This window comes from Pseudomonas sp. E1MeOHC2 (assembly GCF_058745025.1).
Map to the genome: position 1 here is coordinate 2,229,102 of NZ_CP196675.1, position 21,579 is coordinate 2,250,680.

At 61.2% G+C, this 21,579-nt stretch carries 16 protein-coding genes and 1 pseudogene; 6 read left to right on the forward strand and 11 right to left on the reverse strand.

All coding sequences use genetic code 11. The annotated features are described in order from the left end of the window. Positions 1-331: 331 nt before the first annotated feature. Genes ACSSU5_RS09955 through ACSSU5_RS09970 form a run of 4 tightly spaced genes read right to left on the reverse strand, consistent with a single transcriptional unit; the run spans position 332 to position 4,771 of the window. Positions 332-1,459, reverse strand: coding sequence for a TniQ family protein (locus ACSSU5_RS09955; protein ID WP_492561088.1), 1,128 nt, complete (start codon positions 1,457-1,459; stop codon positions 332-334). Beyond that, positions 1,417-2,307, reverse strand: coding sequence for a TniB family NTP-binding protein (locus ACSSU5_RS09960; protein WP_492561089.1), 891 nt, complete (start codon positions 2,305-2,307; stop codon positions 1,417-1,419). The genes ACSSU5_RS09955 and ACSSU5_RS09960 overlap by 43 nt, the downstream gene beginning before the upstream one ends. Beyond that, positions 2,304-4,226: a transposase gene (locus ACSSU5_RS09965; protein ID WP_492561090.1), complete on the reverse strand. Its 1,923-nt coding sequence runs from the start codon at positions 4,224-4,226 to the stop codon at positions 2,304-2,306. The genes ACSSU5_RS09960 and ACSSU5_RS09965 overlap by 4 nt, the downstream gene beginning before the upstream one ends. Then, complete coding sequence (locus ACSSU5_RS09970) at positions 4,223-4,771, reverse strand: TnsA endonuclease N-terminal domain-containing protein (protein WP_492561311.1); 549 nt, start codon at positions 4,769-4,771, stop codon at positions 4,223-4,225. The genes ACSSU5_RS09965 and ACSSU5_RS09970 overlap by 4 nt, the downstream gene beginning before the upstream one ends. 258 nt (positions 4,772-5,029) lie before the next feature. On the opposite strand from ACSSU5_RS09970, the pseudogene ACSSU5_RS09975 reads away from it, so the two are divergent. Next, positions 5,030-5,671, forward strand: a pseudogene (locus ACSSU5_RS09975) (ATP-binding protein); the annotation flags it as partial. A gap of 182 nt (positions 5,672-5,853) precedes the next feature. Further along, the gene (locus tag ACSSU5_RS09980; RefSeq protein ID WP_492561091.1) at positions 5,854-7,641 is read left to right on the forward strand and encodes a monovalent cation:proton antiporter-2 (CPA2) family protein; all 1,788 of its coding nucleotides are present in this window, start codon (positions 5,854-5,856) and stop codon (positions 7,639-7,641) included. 528 nt (positions 7,642-8,169) lie between these two features. Here ACSSU5_RS09980 and ycaC (ACSSU5_RS09985) read toward each other — a convergent pair. Beyond that, entirely contained in the window at positions 8,170-8,799 is a 630-nt protein-coding gene (gene ycaC / locus ACSSU5_RS09985) for an isochorismate family cysteine hydrolase YcaC (protein WP_492561092.1), read from the reverse strand. A 135-nt stretch (positions 8,800-8,934) separates the two neighbouring features. Between ycaC (ACSSU5_RS09985) and ACSSU5_RS09990 the strand changes: the two genes are divergently transcribed. Next, complete coding sequence (locus ACSSU5_RS09990) at positions 8,935-9,846, forward strand: LysR substrate-binding domain-containing protein (RefSeq protein ID WP_264311044.1); 912 nt, start codon at positions 8,935-8,937, stop codon at positions 9,844-9,846. Positions 9,847-10,008: 162 nt separating this feature from the next. On the opposite strand, the gene ACSSU5_RS09995 is transcribed toward ACSSU5_RS09990, so the two are convergent. The 4 genes from ACSSU5_RS09995 to ycaC (ACSSU5_RS10010) form a co-directional block, all read right to left on the reverse strand. Then, entirely contained in the window at positions 10,009-11,850 is a 1,842-nt protein-coding gene (locus ACSSU5_RS09995) for an amidohydrolase (protein WP_264313998.1), read from the reverse strand. Between the two features lie 287 nt (positions 11,851-12,137). Continuing rightward, positions 12,138-12,956, reverse strand: coding sequence for an alpha/beta fold hydrolase (locus ACSSU5_RS10000; protein ID WP_492561093.1), 819 nt, complete (start codon positions 12,954-12,956; stop codon positions 12,138-12,140). 39 nt (positions 12,957-12,995) lie between these two features. Continuing rightward, positions 12,996-13,562 carry an antibiotic biosynthesis monooxygenase gene (locus ACSSU5_RS10005; protein ID WP_492561094.1) on the reverse strand — a complete coding sequence of 189 codons (567 nt, stop codon included), beginning with the start codon at positions 13,560-13,562 and terminating at the stop codon, positions 12,996-12,998. A 117-nt stretch (positions 13,563-13,679) separates the two neighbouring features. Continuing rightward, on the reverse strand, positions 13,680-14,309 hold the full coding sequence (gene ycaC / locus ACSSU5_RS10010) for an isochorismate family cysteine hydrolase YcaC (RefSeq protein ID WP_264311041.1): 630 nt from the start codon (positions 14,307-14,309) through the stop codon (positions 13,680-13,682). 219 nt (positions 14,310-14,528) lie between these two features. Here ycaC (ACSSU5_RS10010) and ACSSU5_RS10015 point away from each other — a divergent pair, with 219 nt between their 5' ends. Further along, positions 14,529-15,956: a mechanosensitive ion channel family protein gene (locus tag ACSSU5_RS10015; protein ID WP_264311040.1), complete on the forward strand. Its 1,428-nt coding sequence runs from the start codon at positions 14,529-14,531 to the stop codon at positions 15,954-15,956. 108 nt (positions 15,957-16,064) lie between these two features. On the opposite strand, the gene amaA is transcribed toward ACSSU5_RS10015, so the two are convergent. Together amaA and amaB are read right to left on the reverse strand one after the other, a co-directional pair. Next, the gene (gene amaA / locus ACSSU5_RS10020) at positions 16,065-17,351 is read right to left on the reverse strand and encodes an L-pipecolate oxidase (protein WP_264311039.1); all 1,287 of its coding nucleotides are present in this window, start codon (positions 17,349-17,351) and stop codon (positions 16,065-16,067) included. A 179-nt stretch (positions 17,352-17,530) separates the two neighbouring features. After that, complete coding sequence (gene amaB / locus ACSSU5_RS10025) at positions 17,531-19,021, reverse strand: L-piperidine-6-carboxylate dehydrogenase (protein ID WP_319026009.1); 1,491 nt, start codon at positions 19,019-19,021, stop codon at positions 17,531-17,533. A 135-nt stretch (positions 19,022-19,156) separates the two neighbouring features. Between amaB and ACSSU5_RS10030 the strand changes: the two genes are divergently transcribed. Both ACSSU5_RS10030 and hglS read left to right on the forward strand, forming a co-directional pair. Then, positions 19,157-20,047, forward strand: a complete 891-nt coding sequence (locus ACSSU5_RS10030) for a LysR family transcriptional regulator (RefSeq protein ID WP_492561095.1) — start codon at positions 19,157-19,159, stop codon at positions 20,045-20,047. A gap of 137 nt (positions 20,048-20,184) precedes the next feature. Continuing rightward, positions 20,185-21,579 (forward strand): 2-oxoadipate dioxygenase/decarboxylase HglS, encoded by a 1,395-nt coding sequence (gene hglS, locus ACSSU5_RS10035; RefSeq protein ID WP_492561096.1) that lies wholly within the window; start codon positions 20,185-20,187, stop codon positions 21,577-21,579.

A 21,579-nucleotide genomic window follows, 5' to 3' on the forward strand; every position in this document is an offset into this window, starting at 1 on the left:
AAGCTGTCCACAGACTTCACAAGTTTCTGGATTCCGGAAGTACGGAACGCAGACCTTGCATACCGGCCCGTACGCTGAACGTAGGGCGACCTCGAATCCCGTCTTACCACAGCGAAAGCACGGGGCCGCTCGCTCACAAGCGCTGCAGTGGTCATCCTGGGCCGGATTCAGGCTTTTGACGGGGAGTCGAGCATGATTCCCACAACCCGGACACATTTGTCGTTTGAAGAGCCGCGAGTAGCATGCCCCGCAGTAACGCTGTCCTTTGTATATTTTCTTGGCCTTAGGCATTGCGCGACCACAACCATGGCATCCCGCATCGTGGGGTATTTCAGGGGATACCATCTCTACGAATCCTTCTCTGCAAACGCGCCCAGATCCGCAGCACATTGCCTGCATCATGCAGGCCTGTCTCATTTCTATGATGAGGCCATTGATGAAACGTGTGCTCGGTTAGGGCTGTGGACAACACCATCAAAATCAATGGTGCCGATCTTCTTGGTAACGGCAGGGACGACAGCGGAAGGGATGCTTCGGTTGCAGCGAGCAAAAACTGCTGGGGCCCTGCCTGCATTATCGCCCAAACCACCCCGAGCAGCCCAGAGCGCTCGGCACAGCTCAGGTACTCAAACGGCAACCCTAGGGTCGACCGCTGAAGCTTTTCGACACCCCCCAGCCCCATCGAATGGCAAAATCCTTTCGTGCTGGCAGAGGGATGTCGCAAGAAGCCCTGAACCATGGAAACCATAACGCGCGATACGAACATCCAGTCGCGAAAGGTGAGCTCAACTTCCCCAAAGAATGCTGTCCGACCGAAAGCCCGGTCAGCGTAAATTTGGAAAGCCAGTGCGCCTGGGTCGACTTCAAGTGACGGTGACCCGTGAAGCATGGATAGGCATCGGTGACATCGATCCAAGGTGATGGTGGGCTTGAGCAGAGCTGGGTGGAGCGCTGCGTAACAGCTAGGGCAACGGTCAATCAGCTGGACGTGATGGGTTACGCAGCACGTATGCCAGGCTAGGCGACCTTGGATCTGATAATGCGGCGGGCTTGTGCCAATACAAGCAGGGCAACACTGCAGGCCACCTGCGTGAGCCGCTTTGCGGCAGCCGGCGACAAGCAGCCAGGGCCAGATGCTGCTCCGGTGTAACCAATCCAGCGGATGCAAGCCCAGGGCTGTAGCAAAAAGGGTACTGGCTGACAACGCTTGAGGAGAAATGCCAGCCTGCCTGGAGAGAACCTCAATATGTGGCTCGCTGACGCCTCGATCAAGATCATGGTGCCTTAGCTTTGGCCCAGCTCCGATCGCATGCGTCAAAACATCCAAGGTGCAACCATGAGCATGCGCTGTTCTCACCCACCAGGATGAGAAAAGCTCGTCGGGCAACAATGCTGGGGTGAGCGGCCATCTTTGGTTTAGACAATACGCTCCCGGATGCCACGTGTAGGACGCTTCCACGACTTACTCTCGATGAGTTGTCGATCGATACATTCCTTACCAGAAGTGATGGCTTCCTTCGCGCATTCCAGCAACAAGCCATGCAGGTTGCCAGTATTTCCCCCCGAGATCGAATGGACAAGTTGTGCCAGCTCAGGCTTGAACAAAGAAGATGGTTTCTTGAGCGGCAGGACTGCTTCAAAAGCTTTCAGCAGGCGCTGGAAATCGGCATTCAGCTTCCAAGTATCCAGCTTAATGACATCAAACCGACTGGCGTGCTGAGGATCGAGATGGAGAATCTGCACGGCCTCAGGTGTTCCCACACCAACGATCGGGATCACCAACGTGTTACACAGCATCTTGATCGCATTCATCACCTCACGCTGCTTGGTCGCAGACCCTGTAAGCATTGAGTGGATCTCATCGATGATCAACATCCGCACATTGAGTTGGCGCAATGCGTGGATGACCTGAAAACGAAGAGTCACCTTGGAATCCGTGGTTCGATACGGCATCCACAGCTGATCCAGGATCGCAATGTAGAGGTCCTTTTCCTCCGCGGAAGGAGGCGCCTCAGCGACGATGATCGGCCTGACAGGCTCGGCGTTGTCGTTCGTATAGCCTAGGCCATGAGTCTTGTCGAAATGCTGAATAATCGTCGTTTTGCCATTGTTCGGTTCCCCTACGATCAGCAGATTAGGCATCCGTGCTCGCTTAGGCGCATCGAGCAGACATTCCAGGCTATCCAAGATGTGATGGGCAGACTGATATCCAATCCAGCGGGGCTCGCCCATAAAACGGATGCGATCACGGTCAGACAGTTGCAGCACCGCTCTAAAATCTGCGTGCAGATGTGCGTAGTCAGTCATTGAATATCACCGATTAGATCAACGTCATCCAGCAGCAAACCCTCATCTGCAGGGATCAACGGAATGTCCTTTGGCGGTACCTTCACAGGCTGGGCAGGGGTAGAGTTTTTGCTGTGCACCTTGTTCTTCTGTGCGTCACGGCGGGCTTTCTTGGTGTTCGACGATGCGTCAGCGACGATCTGGCGACGCTCTAGAATCAGCCTGCCAATCAGTGTCTCATCGATGTGCTTGCGACCTTCATCGACTGCTTGTTTTTTTGCTGCCCGGAATTCCCACACAGTCGCGGCTGGGAATGCTTGGTTGGCCACCGGCACACGGAAGTACTGCTTGATTACGGGGTCGTAGAACCAGATGACGCTGATATCGCGAGGGTCCCGTCTAAAGACAAACTTGCGCGCTTCGCCCGTTTTCGGATCCGTAGCACCGATCCAATGCCGCAAGGCTTCTGAGTAGTAAAATACGTCGAGCTGTACGCCGTAATGCTGCACCGTGCGGCGGAACGATGGCATGAAGTCCAGCTGTACAGTGAGACGATCAGCAGGCCGCGGGGGAATGCTCACTAGTGCCTCCATCTCGCGGTTCCCGAAGAATCCAAGATGCCATTTCCGGGCTGGGCTCATGTAGATCGCAGAGTGGAAATTGTTGTGGTACAGAATGATCGAGCGCACCAACCACTCTTCGAATTCATTCATCGTGAGCACAGCGTGCTTGTCGGAATCATACCCTTCGCGCGATGGGACATTGCTGTGGGTGGTACCCGGCAACTCGTGTAGTTCCCGCATGAAGGTACCCAGCAGTCGTTCGATGTGACCACCGTATTTGGGACGTTTCACCGGGCGGAACTGGTTTTCGATGTTGTAGTTGGAACAGGATCGACGGAAGTTCTCAGCCTGGAAATCGGGACCGTTGTCCGAATGGATGACGCGCGGGAACCCCCAGACTGGCCACTCTTCACGCACGCCATGCAGGTTCAGCCAGTCTTCTTTGGGAAGAATGGAATGGGCCACACACATTGCCACGGAAATCTCAGATGGCTCCTCAAGCGCCAAGTAGTAGCCGGTAATCATGCGCGAGTGCACGTCGATCGCCAGGGTCAGCCAGAGGCGACCAATCGGTTTGCGATGGCGATCGTCGACGATGATGAGGTCGATCGGAGTATGGTCAATCTGAATGACTGCTAGCGGATAATCAGCACCTGGGAATTTGCCAACCGATGGCGTGTGCTTGTTGCGGGCTTTGTCAGCAAAGCCGCGTCTGCGCAGCACAATCTTCTCGGGGATACGTTTGATACGCCCTCGAATGGCAGATGCACTAGGTGGCGCAATACCTAGCGACTTGGCTTGCCTTTCAATCTCAGCAATGGTGGATTGAACGGAATTGCGCTGGGTAGTCAGGTAATGCTGCTCGATGACGTCACTGATGAGCTTGTCCGCTTGGACGGTCAACCGGCTGCTACCCGCCTTCCAGCCCCGTTTGCGCGGCACAAGAGCAAGCACCTCATTCCAATTCTGATAACGCTCCAGCCAACGATAGAGTGTGGCGGTATCAACCCCAATTTCCTGCGCTCTTTTCTCCACACTGATCCGTGGATGAACCGAATCGCCCAGCAATGGTTTGATAGCCGAAAAACGCTGCTGAGCCACGGCCCAATCGTCTACGCCGATGGTTGAGATGTCATAGTTGACGTATAGACCATCAACCTTCTCCTGCTCAACAGGCTTGAGCTCAGAGATCCGAAGTGACGCGGTCTGTCCTGTCTCGACCTCCACGCCAATGACATTTTCGAAATCCAGCAACTGAACGATGCGGAAAATTTGCTTGTCCCGGCGCACCATTTCACCGACCTCGACGAGAACTCGAGCTCTCGTCGGTTCGAATGGTACGAAATGCTCATCGGTATCGATTTCGTAGATGTTCATGGGTTGGCCATCCAGAGCTCAAGGTACTGATCCAGCGGTTCGGTAATGTCGCACTCGACCCGACCCGTAGCGATTAAATGCCAGAGCAGTGCAACACCGCGATCCTGGTAGATGCCTTTAAAATGCCGTGCGAGCAGATAGTGCACCGGCGCGATCTCCATACCCCGCAAGGTGTTGAGCACCATATCAACGTCTTCTTGATCAAAAGAAAAGCGTTCAAACCTCTCCAGAAACGTGATGTTTTCAAGCGGCAGGCCGCGAATACGTGACTCATCATAAATGCTGAAGGTCCACTCCTGGCTGAGCGCATAGCGGCGCGCTGCTTTCCATTTTCCCAGCCAGGCACGCCAATTTTTCCGCCATTCAAAAGCAGGCTTCACCTCGACAAGCATCGGCTTGATGTAGTCCTGGTAGTCGGAGTCTCGGGGTTGGCGGTAATGCACGAGGAAATCGGGGGTGTAGATCTGGACACGTCCCAACGAATCCAGGAACTCGATTTGTACCGGCTGCGCGATAACGGACTCGACTCGATGGGAGAACCTCATGCGCTTGAGAAAATCGCGCTCAAGCAGCGACTCAAAAGGCACGCCACCCGCTGTTCTAAAGGGCAGAAAACCCGAAACGCTGCGACGGGTCGGCTTGATGGCGCGGACCTGTTTAGGCTGGTCGCAGCTAATTCGATCATTTTTCAATCTAGTCGCACCTATTTAGAAAGTTTTTTGCATTTATTTCAACAGATTGCAACCAGCTTTCACTGGCTCTAGCGTAGCTCTTTCGCAGCTATTTCGAAAGCCTACAGCAGCAGTCGGCCACAGCCCGGCGAGATCACCTTGGCGCACCATGGTGTGCTGTTTCTCGATGAATTGCCCGAATTTGAGCGGCGCGTGCTGGAGGTATTGCGCGAACCGCTCGAATCCGGCGAGATCGTGATCGCAAGAGCCCGGGACAAGGTGCGTTTCCCCGCGCGTTTTCAGCTGGTGGCGGCAATGAACCCCTGCCCTTGCGGCTACCTGGGCGACCCCACCGGCCGCTGCCGCTGCAGCACCGAGCAGATCCAGCGTTATCGCAACAAGCTGTCGGGGCCGCTGCTGGACCGCATCGACCTGCACCTGACCGTAGCGCGTGAAACCACCACCCTGAACAACCAACCCAGCGGCGAGACCAGCGCCGCAGTCGCCGAGCGGGTGGCCGAAGCGCGTGAACTGCAGCAACGCCGGCAAGGGTGTGCAAATGCCTTTCTCGACCTCAATGGCTTGCGCCGCCATTGCCTGCTACAGGCAGCGGACCAGGCGTGGTTGGAAACTGCCTGCGAGCGCCTGAGCCTGTCGCTACGCGCTGCCCATCGGTTGCTGAAAGTGGCGCGCACGCTGGCGGATCTGGAGGGTGTGGCATCGATTGCCAGGGCTCACCTGGCCGAGGCGCTGCAGTATCGGCCTGGGAGTTGATTCGGCCATTGCTTGAGCAACACCCACACAATCAGCGGTGGTTTCCGGCGCGCCCTGCTGTTTGTCTCGCTGCGCGGGACAATGTTTCTCCTCAAAGCCGGATTGTCTGACAGACCCGCAGTGCCCAAAATTGTCCTCCACACAGTTAAACGCTGCCCCGGCAGTTCATGGAGTACGAGCCAATGCCACACGAAGGCAGCCTTCTACAAACCGCGGTGATCTTCCTGCTCGCCGCGGTCGTTGCCGTCCCCCTGGCCAAGCGCCTGCAACTGGGCGCGGTGATCGGCTACCTGCTGGCCGGCGTGGCCATCGGCCCGCAGGCGCTGGGGCTGATCCGCGACACCGAAAGCGTTGCGCACATTTCTGAGCTTGGCGTTGTCCTGCTGCTGTTCATCATCGGCCTGGAGCTGTCACCCAAGCGTCTGTGGCTGATGCGCAAATCGGTATTCGGCGTGGGCGCGGCGCAGGTATTGCTGACCGGCGCGGTGATCGGCGCCATCGCCCTGTTCGGCTTTGCCCAGTCGTTGCCTGCAGCCTTGGTGCTGGGGCTCGGCCTGGCGCTGTCATCCACCGCCCTCGGCCTGCAGAGCCTGGCCGAAAGCAAGCAGCTCAACGCACCGCACGGTCGCCTGGCGTTCGCCATTCTGTTGTTCCAGGACATCGCCGCCATTCCGCTGATTGCCCTGGTCCCCCTGCTAGCCGCCAGCGGCCCCGATACCAGCCACGGTGACAGCCTCGAACACGCACTGAAGGTGTTCGCCAGCATCGCCGTGGTCATCGTCGGTGGCCGTTACCTGCTGCGCCCGGTATTTCGCATCGTCGCCCGCACCGGCCTGCCAGAGGTGTCCACCGCTACCGCACTGCTGGTGGTGATCGGCACTGCCTGGCTGATGGAAGAGGCCGGCATCTCCATGGCCTTGGGGGCATTCCTGGCCGGCCTGTTGCTGGCCGACTCGGAGTACCGCCACGAGATGGAATCGCAGATCGAACCGTTCAAAGGGCTGCTGCTGGGGCTGTTCTTCATCAGTGTCGGCATGGGCGCCAACCTGAGCCTGCTGCTGGAAATGCCGCTGGTGTTGTTGGGCCTGACCCTGCTGCTGATCGCGGTCAAGCTGACCTTGCTGATCGTGGTCGGCCGATTGGCCGGTGGCCTCAACAGCGCCAGCGCCCTGCGCCTGGGGATGGTGCTGGCAGCGGGCGGCGAATTCGCCTTCGTGGTGTTCAAGCTGGGCAAGGACCAGGGCCTGTTCGATACCCAGACCTACGACCTGCTGATGATGACCATTACCCTGTCGATGGCCCTTACGCCCCTGCTGATGCTCGGCTGCGCCCGCGCCCTCAAGCGCCCGCAACCGCAGCGTGAAGTGCCTGAGCAATACAAACAGATCCAGACCGATGCACCGCGCGTGGTAATCGTTGGCATGGGCCGCATGGGGCAGATCGTGTCGCGCATCCTGCGTGCCCAGAAGATCCCCTTCATCGCCCTGGAAACCTCGGTGGACGCCATCGAGATGACCCGCATGTTCGAGCAGGCCCCGGTGTTCTACGGCGACCCGCTGCGCCCTGAAGTGCTGCATGCGGCCAAGGTGGGCGAAGCGGAGTATTTCGTGATCACCACCGACGACCCCGAGGTCACCACCCGCACGGCGGAGCGGGTCAAGCGCCTGTACCCGCACCTGAAAGTGCTGGCCCGGGCACGTAACCGCCAGCATGTGCACAAGCTGGTGGACGTGGGTGCCGAGCCGATTCGCGAGACGTTTTACTCAAGCCTGGAACTGACCCGCCGTGCGCTGGTGGGGTTGGGGCTGAGTGACGCACAGGCGGCGGACCGTATTGCGCGGTTTACCCAGCATGACGAAGAAGTGCTGGAGGCCCAGGGGCAGGTGCGCGATGACCGGGCCAAGGTGATGCAGACGGCCAAGGAAGCGCGGGTGGAGTTGGAGCGGCTGTTTGATTCGGATGCGGATTGAGGCAGGTACGTGGAAACAACAGGAGGGCTTAGGCCCTCTTTTTTGGGCCTCGAAACGCCGAGGACTGCCCACCTCAATTGAGGAAACACCCTACACAAAGGGTCCCCCCTCGTCTGATAGCCCGCAGAAACCCTTCTCCATAGGCTCACTTGGTCGCTACCGCTTCAGCGGCTCTGATAGCAGACAACGGCAAGATGTTGTGGAATTTCATGCAGTGCGATGCAAAGGCACTGAACAAGCATCGTCATGGGAAGCTGCTCTACAAGCGATACTGTTTGCTGTCGAGCAAAGAAAAGGGCCACTGTCACCAGTGGCCCTGTAATCATGCTTGATATTCATATACACACCCTCAAGCCAGGGTGTGGAGGTCTCACCCGACGTTGATGATCCAGCCATCGACGGAGTTCCTACGCCAGCTATTGCCGCTGAATGGCAGCTGGTTTCGCGCTCAGGTGAAGCACTAGCAACACTTCTGGATCAAGTCACCGATGGCCACTTTGCGGAAGCCATCCTTCAAGTTACTTCGTATTACTTACCAGCAGTCAGCGCGTTATAGCTGGTCATCAAGTTCCGATAATCCGGAATGTGGTTGGAGCACAGCGCCGCCAGCCCTTCAACATCGTTGCGCCAGTCGCGGTGCAGCTCACAGGCCACGCCGAACCAGGTCATCAATTGCGCACCGGCCTGGCTCATGCGGTCATGAGCGGCATCGCGGGTCATCGCGTTGAAGGTGCCGCAAGCATCGGTCACCACGAACACCTCGAACTCTTCTTCCAGGGCCGCCAGCGCCGGGAACGCCACGCACACCTCGGTGACCACACCAGCGATGATCAGCTGCTTCTTGCCAGTCGCCTTCACCGCCTTGACGAAATCTTCGTTGTCCCAGGCGTTGATCTGGCCTGGGCGGGCGATGTAGGGCGCGTCCGGGAACAGCGCTTTCAACTCGGGTACCAACGGACCGTTGGGGCCTTGCTCGAAGCTGGTGGTAAGGATCGTCGGCAAGTTGAAGAACTTGGCAAGGTCAGCCAGGGCCAGCACGTTGTTCTTGAACTTATCCGGTTCGATGTCGCGCACCAGGGACAGCAAGCCAGCCTGGTGGTCAACCAGCAGCACAGCGGCATCGTCTTTGTTCAGGCGGTTGTAGGTGAATTTGCTCATGGTCTGTGCTCCTAAGGTTTATGAATTTTTCAGTAATTTGGGGTGTTTCGCGTTGATGAGCACAGATTAAAATCATCACCTTTGCTGCGGTAGACTGCGAAAACTGCCCTTAGCGTTCCACCTGGAGAACGATCATTGGAAGACCTCAACTCCCTCTACTACTTCACCCAAGTCGTGGAGCACGGTGGCTTCGCCCCGGCCGGGCGGGCGCTGGACATGCCCAAGTCGAAGCTCAGCCGGCGCGTCGCCGACCTTGAGGACCGCCTGGGCGTGCGCCTGCTGCACCGCACCAGCCGGCACTGCTCGCTGACCGAAATCGGCCAGGCCTACTACAACCGTTGCCTGGCCATGCGCGTAGAGGCCGAGGGCGCGGCGGAGATCATCGAACGCAACCGCAGCGAGCCTCGCGGCCTGGTGCGCATCAGTTGCCCGACCACCCTGCTCAACGCCTGGGTCGGGCCGATGCTGACCCGCTACATGCTCAAGTACCCGCAGGTGGAGCTGTTCATCGAAAGCACCAACCGCCGCGTCGATCTGCTGCATGAGGGCTTCGACTTGGCGCTGCGCGTGCGCTTTCCGCCACTGGAAAACACCGACATGGTGATGAAAGTGCTGAGCAACAGCACCCAGTGCCTGGTGGGGCATCCGCAGTATCTGCAGCAACTGCCCAAAGGCTTCGACCCGCAGCTGCTCGGTACGCTGCCCAGCGTGCACTGGGGCAGTGCCCAGCGTGAGTACCAGTGGGAGCTTTTCCAAGGCGAGGACATGAGCCGTAGCATCGTGATTCCGCACAAGCCACGCATGGTCACCGATGACCTGTTTGCCCTGCGGCATTTCGTGGTGGCTGGGGTGGGCATCGCGCATTTACCACGGGTCGCGGTGCGCGAGGATTTAGCCGAGGGTAGGTTGGTGGAGCTGCTACCGGAGTGGCACCCGCGTTGCGGCATCGTCCATGCCATCTTCCCGTCACGACGCGGGTTGTTGCCGTCGGTGCGGTCGCTGATCGATCACCTGGCCGAGGCGTTCGCTATCAGCGACATGGCCTGAATCAGTTGCTGTTAGTACGGGCCCTATCCTTCCCTCACAGTCCCGGATCATCCACCCCGGAGCCCCCCCAACTTTTGAAACAAGCCGATCACCCGCTGCGCTCAAATACCGTGCTGGCGGCGCAAAAAAGGGGCCGCTGCAGGCCCCTTTCTTCACATCAGCTTAAAACGCAAAGCACGAGCAACCCAACGCCCCCCAGAACCCTTGGAAGTCGTTTACCGGCACGCTGGAATGCCGCGCCTTCTCATGGCTGTGCGCATGCACCCCACACGGCCCGCTGCACTGGTGCACCGCTGCAGCCAGCGATGGCGTACCCACACGCCAGTGCCCAGGCACCTTGGCCACTGGCGACCACTCCGGCAGGACCGGCACCTGAGGCGGGCCGAGTTTGTCGAACTCGCCGGCGGCATACACGACCTTGCCGTCGACAACGGTCAGCACCGACTCGATGCCCTTGATCGCGTCTTCATCGACACTGAAGAAGTCCAGCGACAACGCCGCCAGGTCCGCCAACTGGCCAACCTTGATCTGGCCCTTCTTGCCCTGCTCGCTAGAGAACCAGGCGCTGCCTTGGGTGAACAACTGCAGCGCGGTGTCGCGGCTCAGGCCCTCGGGGTACAGTTCCATCCCCCCGACGGTCTTGCCGCTGACCAGCCAATACAGCGAAGTCCACGGGTTGTAGCTAGAGACGCGGGTCGCGTCGGTACCGGCCCCGACAGGCACACCCATGTCGAGCATGCGCTTGATCGGCGGGGTCTGTTCGGCCGCCTTGGCGCCGTAGCGATCGACGAAGTATTCACCCTGGAAGGCCATGCGGTCCTGGATCGCGATACCGCCGCCCAGGGCACGCACGCGCTCGATGTTTTGCGGGGTGATGGTTTCGGCGTGGTCGAAAAACCACGGCAGGCCATTGAACGGGATGTCGCGATTGACCTTCTCGAACACATCGAGCATGCGCGTGATGGATTCGTTATAGGTGGCGTGCAAGCGGAACGGCCAGCGCTGCTCGACGAGGTGGCGCACCACCGGCTCCAGCTCTTCTTCCATGGTTTGCGGCAGGTCCGGGCGCGGCTCCAGGAAGTCCTCGAAGTCGGCAGCGGAGAACACCAGCATCTCGCCAGCGCCGTTATGGCGCAGGAAATCGGTGCCGCTGTGCAGCTTGACGCTGGAGGTCCACTTCTTGAAGTCGTCCAGCTCTTCCTTGGGCTTCTGAGTGAACAGGTTGTAGGCGATGCGCACGGTCAGCTGGTTGTTGTCTGCCAGCTCCTGGATCACCGAGTAATCGTCGGGGAAGTTCTGGTAGCCACCGCCGGCATCGATGGCGCTGGTCAGGCCCAGGCGGTTGAGCTCGCGCATGAACTGGCGGGTCGAGTTGACCTGGTATTCCAGCGGCAGCTTCGGCCCTTTGGCCAGGGTGGCGTAAAGGATCATCGCGTTAGGGCGGGCGATAAGCATACCGGTCGGCTCGCCGAACTTGTTGCGCTGGATCTCGCCCCCGGGCGGGTTCGGCGTGTCCTTGGTGTAACCGACGGCTTTGAGCGCGGCGCGGTTGAGCAACGCGCGGTCGTACAGGTGCAGCAGGAACACCGGGGTATCAGGCGCGGCCTGGTTGATTTCCTCCAGGGTCGGCATGCGCTTTTCAGCGAACTGGAATTCGTTCCAGCCACCGACCACACGCACCCACTGCGGGGTTGGGGTACGGGCGGCCTGGTCCTTGAGCATGCGCAGGGCATCGGCCACCGACGGCACGCCTTCCCAGCGCAGCTCCAGGTTGTAGTTCAGGCCACCGCGGATCAGATGCAGGTGGGAGTCGTTCAGGCCTGGGATGACGGTGCGCTGCTTGAGGTCAATGATCTGCGTGGCGGCGCTTTTGTGGGCCATGGCTTCGGCGTCGCTGCCAACGGCTATGAAGCGGCCGTCCTTGATGGCGACGGCGGTGGCCGTGGGCTTCTCACGGTCGACGGTGTGCAGTTTGCCGTTGAACAGAATGAGGTCGGCGGTCATGGGGCCTCCTTGGGTGGATGCATGGGCGGAACCGGCGGTGCCGGCGAAGGGCAATGCGGACCAGAGCGCGCCGGCGGCACCGAGCACGGTGCTGGTGGCGAGGAACTGGCGACGGCTCTTGTCGTTGGGGTCCTGGGACATGGTCTTCTCCGTCTGGGTGCGGCAGCGGCAGGCGCAACTGCGGAGCATGCCGGTGCGTGCAGGGCTGAGGATTGGATGGATGTGCGGTGGGTGGGTGAAGGTTAGCCTTGATCAGCTTTTGTGCAGCCTCGGCCGACCCCCGCTTTTCATCGGCCCAAGAACGCCAACAGGTCTTCATTCAGCTGCTGCGCATGCGTCACAGCAAACCCATGCGGCGCACCTTCATACACTTTCAGCTCGGCCCCACGAATCAACTCGGCGGCCTTCTTGCCCGTGGTCTCGAACGGCACGATCTGGTCCGCGTCACCGTGGATCACCAAGGTCGGCACCTCGATCTTGGCCATGTCCGGGCGGAAGTCGGTCTGGGAGAACGCAGTGACGCAATCCAGCGTGCCCTTGATCGAGGCCAGCAGCGCGATGGTCAGGGTCTGCGTCTGCACCCCCTGGGACACCTGCTGCCCTTGGTTCAACCCGTAGAACGGCGTGGCGAAATCGGCGATGAACTGCGCCCGGTCGGCACGCAGCCCCGCCTGAATACCCTCGAACACAGCTGCATCGACCCCCTCGGGGTTGTCATCCCGCTTGCCGAACACCGGCGTCACCGCACCCAGCAACACAAGCCCGGCTACCCGCTCGTTGCCATGGCGCGCGATATAACGGCTGACATCGCCGCCGCCCATGGAGAAGCCCACCAAGGTCACCTCACGCAGATCGAGATGCTCGATCAACTGGGCGATATCATCGGCAAAGGTGTCGTAGTCATAACCGCTCCACGGCTGGCTCGACCGGCCGAAGCCACGGCGGTCGAAGGCGATGGCGCGGTAGCCACGACTGGCCAGAAACTCCATCTGCGCATCCCACATGTCGGCATCCAGCGGCCAACCGTGGCTGAACAGCACGGGCTTGCCGCTGCCCCAGTCCTTGAAATAGATCGAAGTGCCGTCGCGGGTTACGAAAGTGCTCATGTCGGTATCTCCTTGAAAGTCTATGGGGAAGAGGCTGGATCAGCCACGCAGCCAGTTGGCGCAGCGGCGGGTTACCCACGGCATGATGTAGAACACCACGGGCAGGATGACAAACAGGTTGCCGATCAGGTTGCCGGTGATCGCCCCGCCCAACTGCGGGAAACGCGCGAACAACGGTGCCAGCAATTGCGGGATGACCAGAGTCATCGGGCAGATCACCAAGTAAGTCAGCAATGCCTGCTTCCAGCCCGGCGGTGGTGCCGCGGTGGTGCTCGGCGGGGTGAACCAGAATTCCGGGTCGTCGTGCACCTGGGTGTTGTCACCCTCCTCCAGCAGTGGCAGCACCTGGCTGACCAGCGTCTGGCGCTCGGTGGAGTTGACCCAGGCCTGCAGCAGGCCGGCGTCGCTGAAACGCACCACGGTGGTGAAGTGGCGGCCGCCGTCTTCCGGGCGGATCACGTTGACGTCGAGGTGGCCGGGTTGACGGCGCGCGGCGCTGACTGTGTGCTTGAGCCACGCTTCGTAGCCTGCCAGCGACTCGGCGCGAACCTTGTGCTGGATGACCAGGGTGACCACGTTGCGGTTGTCTTGGGATGCGGTGTTCATCGGCGTTCCTTGGGATGAGCTGGCCCGCATCCACTGTGCAACAGCGAACGGGCGGAAGATTGAATGAGTGTGCTGCCCTTACCGGGCACCGACTGCCGGTGCCCGGTGCGCGGCGGGTTACTTGCCGGCGTTGAACGCGTTGTAGCTGGTCATCAGGTTGCGGTAGTCCGGGATGTGGTTGGAGCACAGCGCCGCCAGGCCTTCGATGTCGTTGCGCCAGTCGCGGTGCAGCTCACAGGCCACGCCGAACCAGGTCATCAGCTGCGCACCGGCACGGCTCATGCGGTCATGGGCAGCGTCGCGGGTCATCGCGTTGAAGGTGCCAGAAGCGTCGGTCACCACGAACACCTCGAATTCTTCTTCCAGGGCCGCCAGCGCCGGGAAGGCAACGCAGACCTCGGTGACCACACCGGCGATGATCAGCTGTTTCTTGCCAGTGGCCTTCACGGCCTTCACGAAATCTTCGTTGTCCCAGGCGTTGATCTGGCCTGGGCGGGCGATGTACGGGGCATCCGGGAACAGGGCTTTCAATTCCGGCACCAGCGGGCCGTTGGGGCCTTGCTCGAAGCTGGTGGTGAGGATGGTCGGCAGGTTGAAGAACTTGGCCAGGTCGGCCAGGGCCAGCACGTTGTTCTTGAAGGCGTCCGGCTCGATATCGCGTACCAGCGACAGCAGGCCAGCCTGGTGGTCGACCAGCAGCACGGCAGCGTCGTCTTTGTTCAGGCGGTTGTATTTGAATGGGGCCATGGTCGTTGCTCCTAAAGGGTTTTGATGTTCAGTCAGTGGGGTGTTTCGCGTTGATGGGAGAAGATTAAAACCATCACCTTTGGAGCGGTAGATAGCGGTTTTTGGCTTTACCGTTCTGTTTTGTGAACGATGGAGTGGCAAACGATTTGCTAGCCCCATTGCCTGCCTGAGCAACCTGCTCTATTACTACCCGAAGCCCTCCCCCACCCCGAGACCACCATGCTGGCCTTCATCCAGTCGTCCCCGTTGTTGCTCGGCACTTCACTGATCCTGCTCGACCTGGTTCTCTGGCAACTTATCCCCATTCAGCGCCGGGCCTGGCGTATCGGCGCGCGGCTGACGATCTTCCTGCTGTTCAGCTGGGTGCTGCTGGCCGCCGGCATGAGCCCGCTGCAACCGCCGCCGTGGCCCGACGACGTGTCGCGCAACCTGATGGCAACAGTGCTGACGATTGGCTGGTGGCTGTTCGGTGCGCGCACGGTGACCGTGGTGTTCGGGCAACTGCTGGTGGCCCGCGGCAGCCACGGCGGCCGGTTACTGCAGGATGTGCTGGGGGCGCTGATTTTCCTGGCGGCTGTGGTGGCCGCTGCGGGCTACGTAATGCAACTGCCGGTGAAGGGGCTGCTGGCCACCTCCGGGGTCATGGCCATCGTCATCGGCCTGGCATTGCAAAGCACCTTGGCCGACGTGTTCAGCGGCATCGTGCTGAACACGACGCGGCCTTATCAGATCGGTGATGCGATCTCCATCGATGGCACGGAAGGCAAGGTGCTGGACATCGACTGGCGCGCCACCCGCCTGCTGACCAGCGCAGGCAGCCTGGCGGTAATCCCCAACTCGGTGGCGGCCAAGGCCAAGCTGCTCAACCACAGCCGCCCGCCTGACGTGCATGGGGTGTCGATCAGCGTGGTGGTGCCGGCCAAAGTGCGCCCCAAGCGGGTGTTCGATGCACTGGAAAAGGCCCTGCAGGGCACGCGCGCGATACTCGCCTCGCCCAAACCGAAAGTCACGGTGAAGGCCTCGACCCTGGAGTCGGTGGAATACGAGGCCAGCGGCTTCGTTGCCGACATGGGCGGCAAGGGCGACGCACGCAATCAGCTGTTCGACCTGGCCCATCGGCACCTTGAGGCCAGTGGCGTGATGTGGAACGTCGACCTGGCCATGCCACCGCGCAGCCGCCAGCGCGAAGTGTTGGACGAAGTGCGGGTGTTCCGCTCGCTGAGCGATGAAGAGCGCGATGCGCTAAGCCAGCGCATGACGGCCGTGGAATACCTGGCCGACCAGGTGATCCTGGGGGTGGGCGAGCGTTCGGATCACTTGCTGGTGATTGGCAGCGGGGTGGTTTCGGCGTCAGTTCGCGATGGCGACAAGCTGCTGGAGGCCGGGCGCATGGGGCCAGGGGAGGTGCTGGGGATCGAGGGCATCATTGACGAGGACGATGCTTTTGCCGAGTTCCGCACGCTGACCAGCTGCGTGCTTTACCGCATCGACAAGGAACAGGTGAAAAGCTGCCTGGTGCAGCGCGGCGAGGTGCAGACGGCATTGAGCAAGTTGCAGCGGTTCCGGCGGCAGAGCCGGGAATCGTTGTTGCTGCAGAAGCCGACCCTGATCAAGAAAGGCGGCTTCCTCAGTTGGTTGCACAAGTAAACATGCACCGGCCTCTTCGCGGGCAAGCCCGCTCCCACAGGTAATCCACAGTTGCTGAAGGCTGTGAAAACCCTGTGGGAGCGGGCTTGCCCGCGAAGGGGCCAGTCATTACAACACCACCCTCAAGCACTGCCCAGCGTGGTACAGCGAGAACCCGGACTCGTAGAACGCCGTACGCAGCGACGGCGCGCTCACCCCGGTCATCGGCGAGAACGGAATCGGCAGGCTGTCCGCTTCACCCTTGAGCAAGAACTCGGCAAAGGCTCGCCCGATCACGGTTCCGGTGGTATTGCCGCGGCCGTTGTAACCGGTCACCGCCACCAGCCCCGGCGCCGGCTCGAACAGGCGCATCAGGTGATCGGGGGTGAAGTCGATGCAGCCCGTCCAGTGCATCTCCCACTCGACCTTGCCCAGCTCGGGGTAGTAATGGCTCTGAATACGGTCAGCCCAGCTGCGCACGAACCAGGCCGGCTTGTTGTCGACCCGGCCCAGGCTGCCCAGCAGCAGGCGGCCCTGGTCGTCGCGGCGGATGCTGCTGAGCACCGTGCGGGTGTCCCAGGAGCCCTGGCCATGCGGCAGCACCTTGTCGGCGGCGGCGCCGTGTAGCGGTTTGGAGGCGACCTGGTAGTAGTAACCGCGGAAGAACTGCTTCTGCAGGTTGCTCCAGTCGCCTTCGGTGTAGGCGCCGGTGGAGATCACCACCTTGTCGGCGCGCACCGAGCCGCGTGCTGTCTTCACGCGCCAGCCATCGCCCTCGCGCTCCAGGCCCTCGACCGAGGACTGCTGGAACACTTTGCCACCCAGGCGCGAGACCGCAGCGGCCAGACCTTGGGTGTATCCCATGGGGTTGATGGTGCCGGCGCGGCGGTCGAGCAGCGCAGCGGAAATCTTGTCGGTACCACAGTATTCCTGGCACTGGGCGCCGGTCAGCAGCTCTACGTCAGCGCCACGGCGGCTCCACTGTTCATGACGTGCTTCAAGGTCGGCGATGCCAGTGGCGTTGTGCGCCATGTGCAGCGTGCCTTTGTGCTGGGCCTGGCAGTCGATGCCCAGGCGCTCGATCATGGCGAAGACCTCGCCCGGCGCCTCGCCAAGCACCTTGTTCAGGCGGCTGCCCTGCTTCTGGCCGAGGGTCGCCTCAACGTCGTCGGGGCGGATCCAGGTGCCGGCATTGACCAGGCCGACGTTACGTCCGGAGCCACCGTGGCCGATCTTCCAGGCTTCCAGCAAGATCACCGACTTGCCCTGTTCGAGCAGGTGGATCGCTGCGGACAGGCCGGTGATGCCGCCGCCGATCACACAGACATCGGCCTTGTGCTCACCGGCCAGGGCCTGGGAGGCGACGGTCGGTTTGCTGACGAATTCCCACAAGCATTGTTGACGCAGTTCGGACATGGCCGGCTCCAGCAGTGTTGTTCTTATTGCGGGTGCATCTGGTGTGTTGGGGCCGCTTTTCGGCCCATTCGCGGGGCAAGCCCGCTCCCACAAGTACCTCGCTAAACTGCCGATTGCGGGGAACCTGTGGGAGCGGGCTTGCCCCGCGAACCGGGGGCGAAGCCCCCGGCCATGCAGCATCAGTCGAACACGATACCCTGCGCCAGCGGCAGCTCGCGCGAGTAGTTGACGGTGTTGGTCTGGCGACGCATGTAGCCTTTCCAGGCATCCGAGCCGGACTCACGGCCACCGCCGGTTTCCTTCTCGCCGCCAAACGCCCCGCCGATCTCGGCGCCGCTGGTGCCGATGTTGACGTTGGCGATGCCGCAGTCGCTGCCCGAGGCGCTCTGGAAGCGCTCGGCTTCACGGATGTCGGTGGTGAAGATGCACGAGGACAGGCCTTGTGGCACTTCGTTGTTCAGGCGCAGGGCCTCTTCGAAGTCGTCGTAGGCCAGCACGTAGAGGATCGGCGCGAAGGTTTCGTGGCGAACCACGTCGCTTTGGGCCGGCATCTCGGCAATGGCTGGGGATACGTAGTAGGCATTCGGGTACTGGTCAGCCAGCTGACGCTCACCGCCAAACACCTGGCCACCTTCGTCGCGGGCTTTGGCCAGCGAGCCCTGCATGGCGTCGAACGACAGCTTGTCGATCAGCGGGCCAACCAGGTTGTCTTTGCGTGGGTCACCGATACGCACCTTGGCGTAGGCAGCTTTCACGCGGGCAACCACTTCGTCCTTGATCGAGCGGTGCACGATCAGGCGACGCAGGGTGGTGCAGCGCTGGCCAGCCGTGCCGACGGCCGAGAACAGGATGCCACGCACAGCCAGGTCCAGGTCCGCGCTCGGGGCCAGGATCATGGCGTTGTTGCCGCCCAGTTCCAGGATGCTGCGGCCAAAGCGGGCAGCGACACGTGGGCCGACTTCACGGCCCATGCGGGTGCTGCCCGTGGCGCTGACCAGCGGCACACGCGGGTCATCGACCATCGCTTCGCCCGCTTCACGGCCACCGATGACCAGCTGCGCCAGGCCAGCCGGCGCATCGCCAAAGGCTTTCAGGGCTTTTTCGAACAGCGCCTGGCAAGCCAGGGCGGTCAGTGGGGTTTTTTCCGACGGCTTCCACACCACCGAGTTACCGGCCACCAGGGCCAGGGCGGTGTTCCAGGCCCAGACGGCAACCGGGAAGTTGAAGGCGCTGATCACGCCAACCACGCCCAGCGGGTGCCAGGATTCACGCATGTGGTGGCCAGGGCGCTCGGAGGCGATGGTCAGGCCGTACAGCTGACGCGACAGGCCGACGGCGAAGTCGCAGATGTCGATCATTTCCTGCACTTCGCCCAGGCCTTCCTGGGTAATCTTGCCGGCTTCGATCGAAACCAGCTCGCCGAGGTCGGCCTTGTGCTCACGCAGCACTTCGCCGAACAGACGGACCAGCTCGCCACGGCGCGGAGCCGGCACGCTGCGCCAGGCTTCGAAGGCGCTCTGGGCCTGATCGATGCGGGCGATGGTCTCGGCCTTGCCGAGCAATTTCACCGAGGCGATCTGGCTGCCGTCGATCGGCGTGTGAACAGGGTAGTCGCCCTGGGTGTAAGCCTCGGCGGCAACGCCAAGGCGCTCGAGCAATCCAGCAACCATTTGTGCATCTCCTACATCGGTGATGGGGTGGAAAAATGATGTGGATCAGTATTAATCCGATCACACCGGTGCAACAAACGACCTTTATTCCGCATATCATTCCGTCAGGTAATGATTTGAGCCACAGAGACCGCTATGTCCAAACGCCTGGTGCCCTCCATGACCGCCCTGCAGTGCTTTGAAGCCGCAGCCCGTCATTTAAGTTTCACCCGTGCCGCCGAAGAGCTGCACCTGACCCAGAGCGCCGTCAGCAAGCAAGTGGCGCAACTCGAAGACATGCTGCGCCACCACCTGTTCCTGCGCATTCGCCGCCGCCTGCAGCTGACGCCAGCGGGCAGCCTGTACCTGGCCGAGGTCAACAAGATCCTCACCCAGGTGGACATGTCCAGCCGCTACGTACTGACCTATGGCGAGCAGACCGAGATACTCAAGGTAGCCACTCAACCGAGTTTTGGCGTGCGCTGGTTGATTCCTCACCTCAAAGGGTTTGGCAAGCGCCACACCAATATCCACCTGGACATCCGCAACGAGATGGAGCCATTCGCCTTGCTGCAAGGCTCGGCGGACGTGGTGTTCTTCTATGGGCAGGGCACCTGGCCGGGGGCGACCTGCGTGGAGCTGTTCCACGAAGAGGTGGTGCCGGTCTGCGCACCGGAGCTGTTGGCCGGGCGGACGCTGGCCGATGCCGGTGAGCTGGCCGAGCTGGTGCTGTTGCAGAGCACGTCGCGGCCTGAGGCGTGGCATGAGTGGTTCCTTGAGCTGGGGCTGCAGAGTGTCAGCGCCTACCATGGGCCGCGTTTCGATACCTTCTACATGGCCTTGAGCGCGGCGCAGGCCGGGTGTGGTGTGGCGCTGGTGCCGCGCTACCTGGTGGCCAAGGAGCTGAATGACGGGAGCTTGGTCATTGCCTGGAACCACGCGATGAAGAGTACCGGGGCGCATTACCTGGCGTATGCCGAGCATGCGGCGGAGGTGCCGAAGGTGCGGGCGTTGGTGGAGTGGATTCGCGAGCAGTTGCAGGCTTGAGAGTGCTGGGGCCGCTTTGCGGCCCATGGCCCTAAGGTCGATCAAAAAAGGAATGACACACTCACTTTTTTTCGCTTGTGAGCCATGTGCATTCCCAGCTTTCATGTAAGCGTCCGAACCCAACCAGGAAGCTAGCGATGCCCGCCCACGATTTCGTCAGCCCAGACAGCATCCGCGCGCAGTTCTCTGCCGCCATGTCGCTCATGTACAAACAGGAAGTGCCGCTATATGGCACGCTGCTGGAGCTGGTGAGCGAAATCAACCAGCAGGTGATGACCCAGCAACCAGAAGTGGCCGAAGCGCTACGCTGGACCGGCGAGATCGAGCGCCTGGACCAGGAACGCCACGGCGCCATCCGCGTCGGCACCGCCGAAGAATTGGCCACCATCGCCAAACTGTTCGCAGTGATGGGCATGGAGCCCGTCGGCTACTACGACCTCAGCTCGGCGGGCGTACCGGTGCATTCCACCGCCTTCCGCGCCGTGCACGAACAATCCCTGCATGTCAGCCCGTTCCGGGTATTCACCTCGCTGTTGCGCCTGGAACTGATCGACAACCCGCAGTTGCGTGAACTGGCACAGAGCATCCTGGCCAAACGCAAGATCTTCACCCCGCGCGTGCTTGAACTGATCGCCCAGTGCGAGCGGGACGGTGGCTTGAGCGCGGCCGATGCCGAGGCCTTCGTACAGGAAGCGCTGCACACCTTCCGCTGGCACCACGACGCCACGGTAACCGCCGAGCAGTACCAGCAACTGCACGACCAACACCGTTTGATCGCCGACGTGGTGGCCTTCAAAGGCCCGCACATCAACCACCTGACCCCACGCACCCTGGACATCGACGCCATCCAGGTCGGCATGCCGGCCAAGGGCATCCCGCCAAAGGCCGTGGTCGAAGGCCCGCCCACGCGTCGTCACCCGATCCTGCTGCGCCAGACCAGCTTCAAGGCGCTGCAAGAGAAAGTCGCCTTCAGCGGCCAGCAAGGCAGCGAGGGCAGCCACACCGCGCGCTTTGGCGAGATCGAACAGCGCGGTGCAGCGCTGACGCCGAAGGGCCGCCAGCTGTACGACAAACTGCTCGATGCAACCCGCGCAGCCCTCGGTGGCGCCCCGGCGGAGGCCAATGCCGAACGCTACATGAGCTTGCTCAAAGCGCAGTTTGCCGAGTTCCCCGACGACCTGGCGCAGATGCGTGAGCAGGGCCTGGCCTACTTCCGTTACTTCGCCACCGAAAAAGGCCTGGCCGCACGCGATCACAGCGACCGCCCGACCACCCTGCAAGGGCTGATCGACGCCGGGCATGTGCACTTCGAGGCATTGGTGTACGAAGACTTCCTGCCGGTGAGCGCGGCGGGGATCTTCCAGTCCAACCTGGGTGATGATGCGCAGGCGGAATACGGCAGCAACGCCAACCGTGAAGCCTTCGAGGCCGCGCTGCAGCTGAAGGTGCAGGATGAACTGGCCTTGTATGCACAGAGCGAGCGCCGTTCGCTGCAGGCGTGTGCACAGGCGTTGAACCTGGGGTCGATGTAA

What these genes read in the sequence shown, in the direction of transcription:
- ACSSU5_RS09995 (WP_264313998.1), bottom strand. Translation starts at nt 11,850, where the DNA reads ATGACCGCCGACCTCATTCTGTTCAACGGCAAACTGCACACCGTCGAC.
- ACSSU5_RS09980 (WP_492561091.1), top strand. Translation starts at nt 5,854, where the DNA reads ATGCCACACGAAGGCAGCCTTCTACAAACCGCGGTGATCTTCCTGCTC.
- ACSSU5_RS09970 (WP_492561311.1), bottom strand. Translation starts at nt 4,771, where the DNA reads ATGAGGTTCTCCCATCGAGTCGAGTCCGTTATCGCGCAGCCGGTACAA.
- ACSSU5_RS09965 (WP_492561090.1), bottom strand. Translation starts at nt 4,226, where the DNA reads ATGAACATCTACGAAATCGATACCGATGAGCATTTCGTACCATTCGAA.
- amaB (WP_319026009.1), bottom strand. Translation starts at nt 19,021, where the DNA reads ATGGTTGCTGGATTGCTCGAGCGCCTTGGCGTTGCCGCCGAGGCTTAC.
- hglS (WP_492561096.1), top strand. Translation starts at nt 20,185, where the DNA reads ATGCCCGCCCACGATTTCGTCAGCCCAGACAGCATCCGCGCGCAGTTC.
- amaA (WP_264311039.1), bottom strand. Translation starts at nt 17,351, where the DNA reads ATGTCCGAACTGCGTCAACAATGCTTGTGGGAATTCGTCAGCAAACCG.
- ACSSU5_RS10015 (WP_264311040.1), top strand. Translation starts at nt 14,529, where the DNA reads ATGCTGGCCTTCATCCAGTCGTCCCCGTTGTTGCTCGGCACTTCACTG.
- ycaC (WP_264311041.1), bottom strand. Translation starts at nt 14,309, where the DNA reads ATGGCCCCATTCAAATACAACCGCCTGAACAAAGACGACGCTGCCGTG.
- ACSSU5_RS10005 (WP_492561094.1), bottom strand. Translation starts at nt 13,562, where the DNA reads ATGAACACCGCATCCCAAGACAACCGCAACGTGGTCACCCTGGTCATC.
- ACSSU5_RS09960 (WP_492561089.1), bottom strand. Translation starts at nt 2,307, where the DNA reads ATGACTGACTACGCACATCTGCACGCAGATTTTAGAGCGGTGCTGCAA.
- ACSSU5_RS10030 (WP_492561095.1), top strand. Translation starts at nt 19,157, where the DNA reads ATGTCCAAACGCCTGGTGCCCTCCATGACCGCCCTGCAGTGCTTTGAA.
- ycaC (WP_492561092.1), bottom strand. Translation starts at nt 8,799, where the DNA reads ATGAGCAAATTCACCTACAACCGCCTGAACAAAGACGATGCCGCTGTG.
- ACSSU5_RS10000 (WP_492561093.1), bottom strand. Translation starts at nt 12,956, where the DNA reads ATGAGCACTTTCGTAACCCGCGACGGCACTTCGATCTATTTCAAGGAC.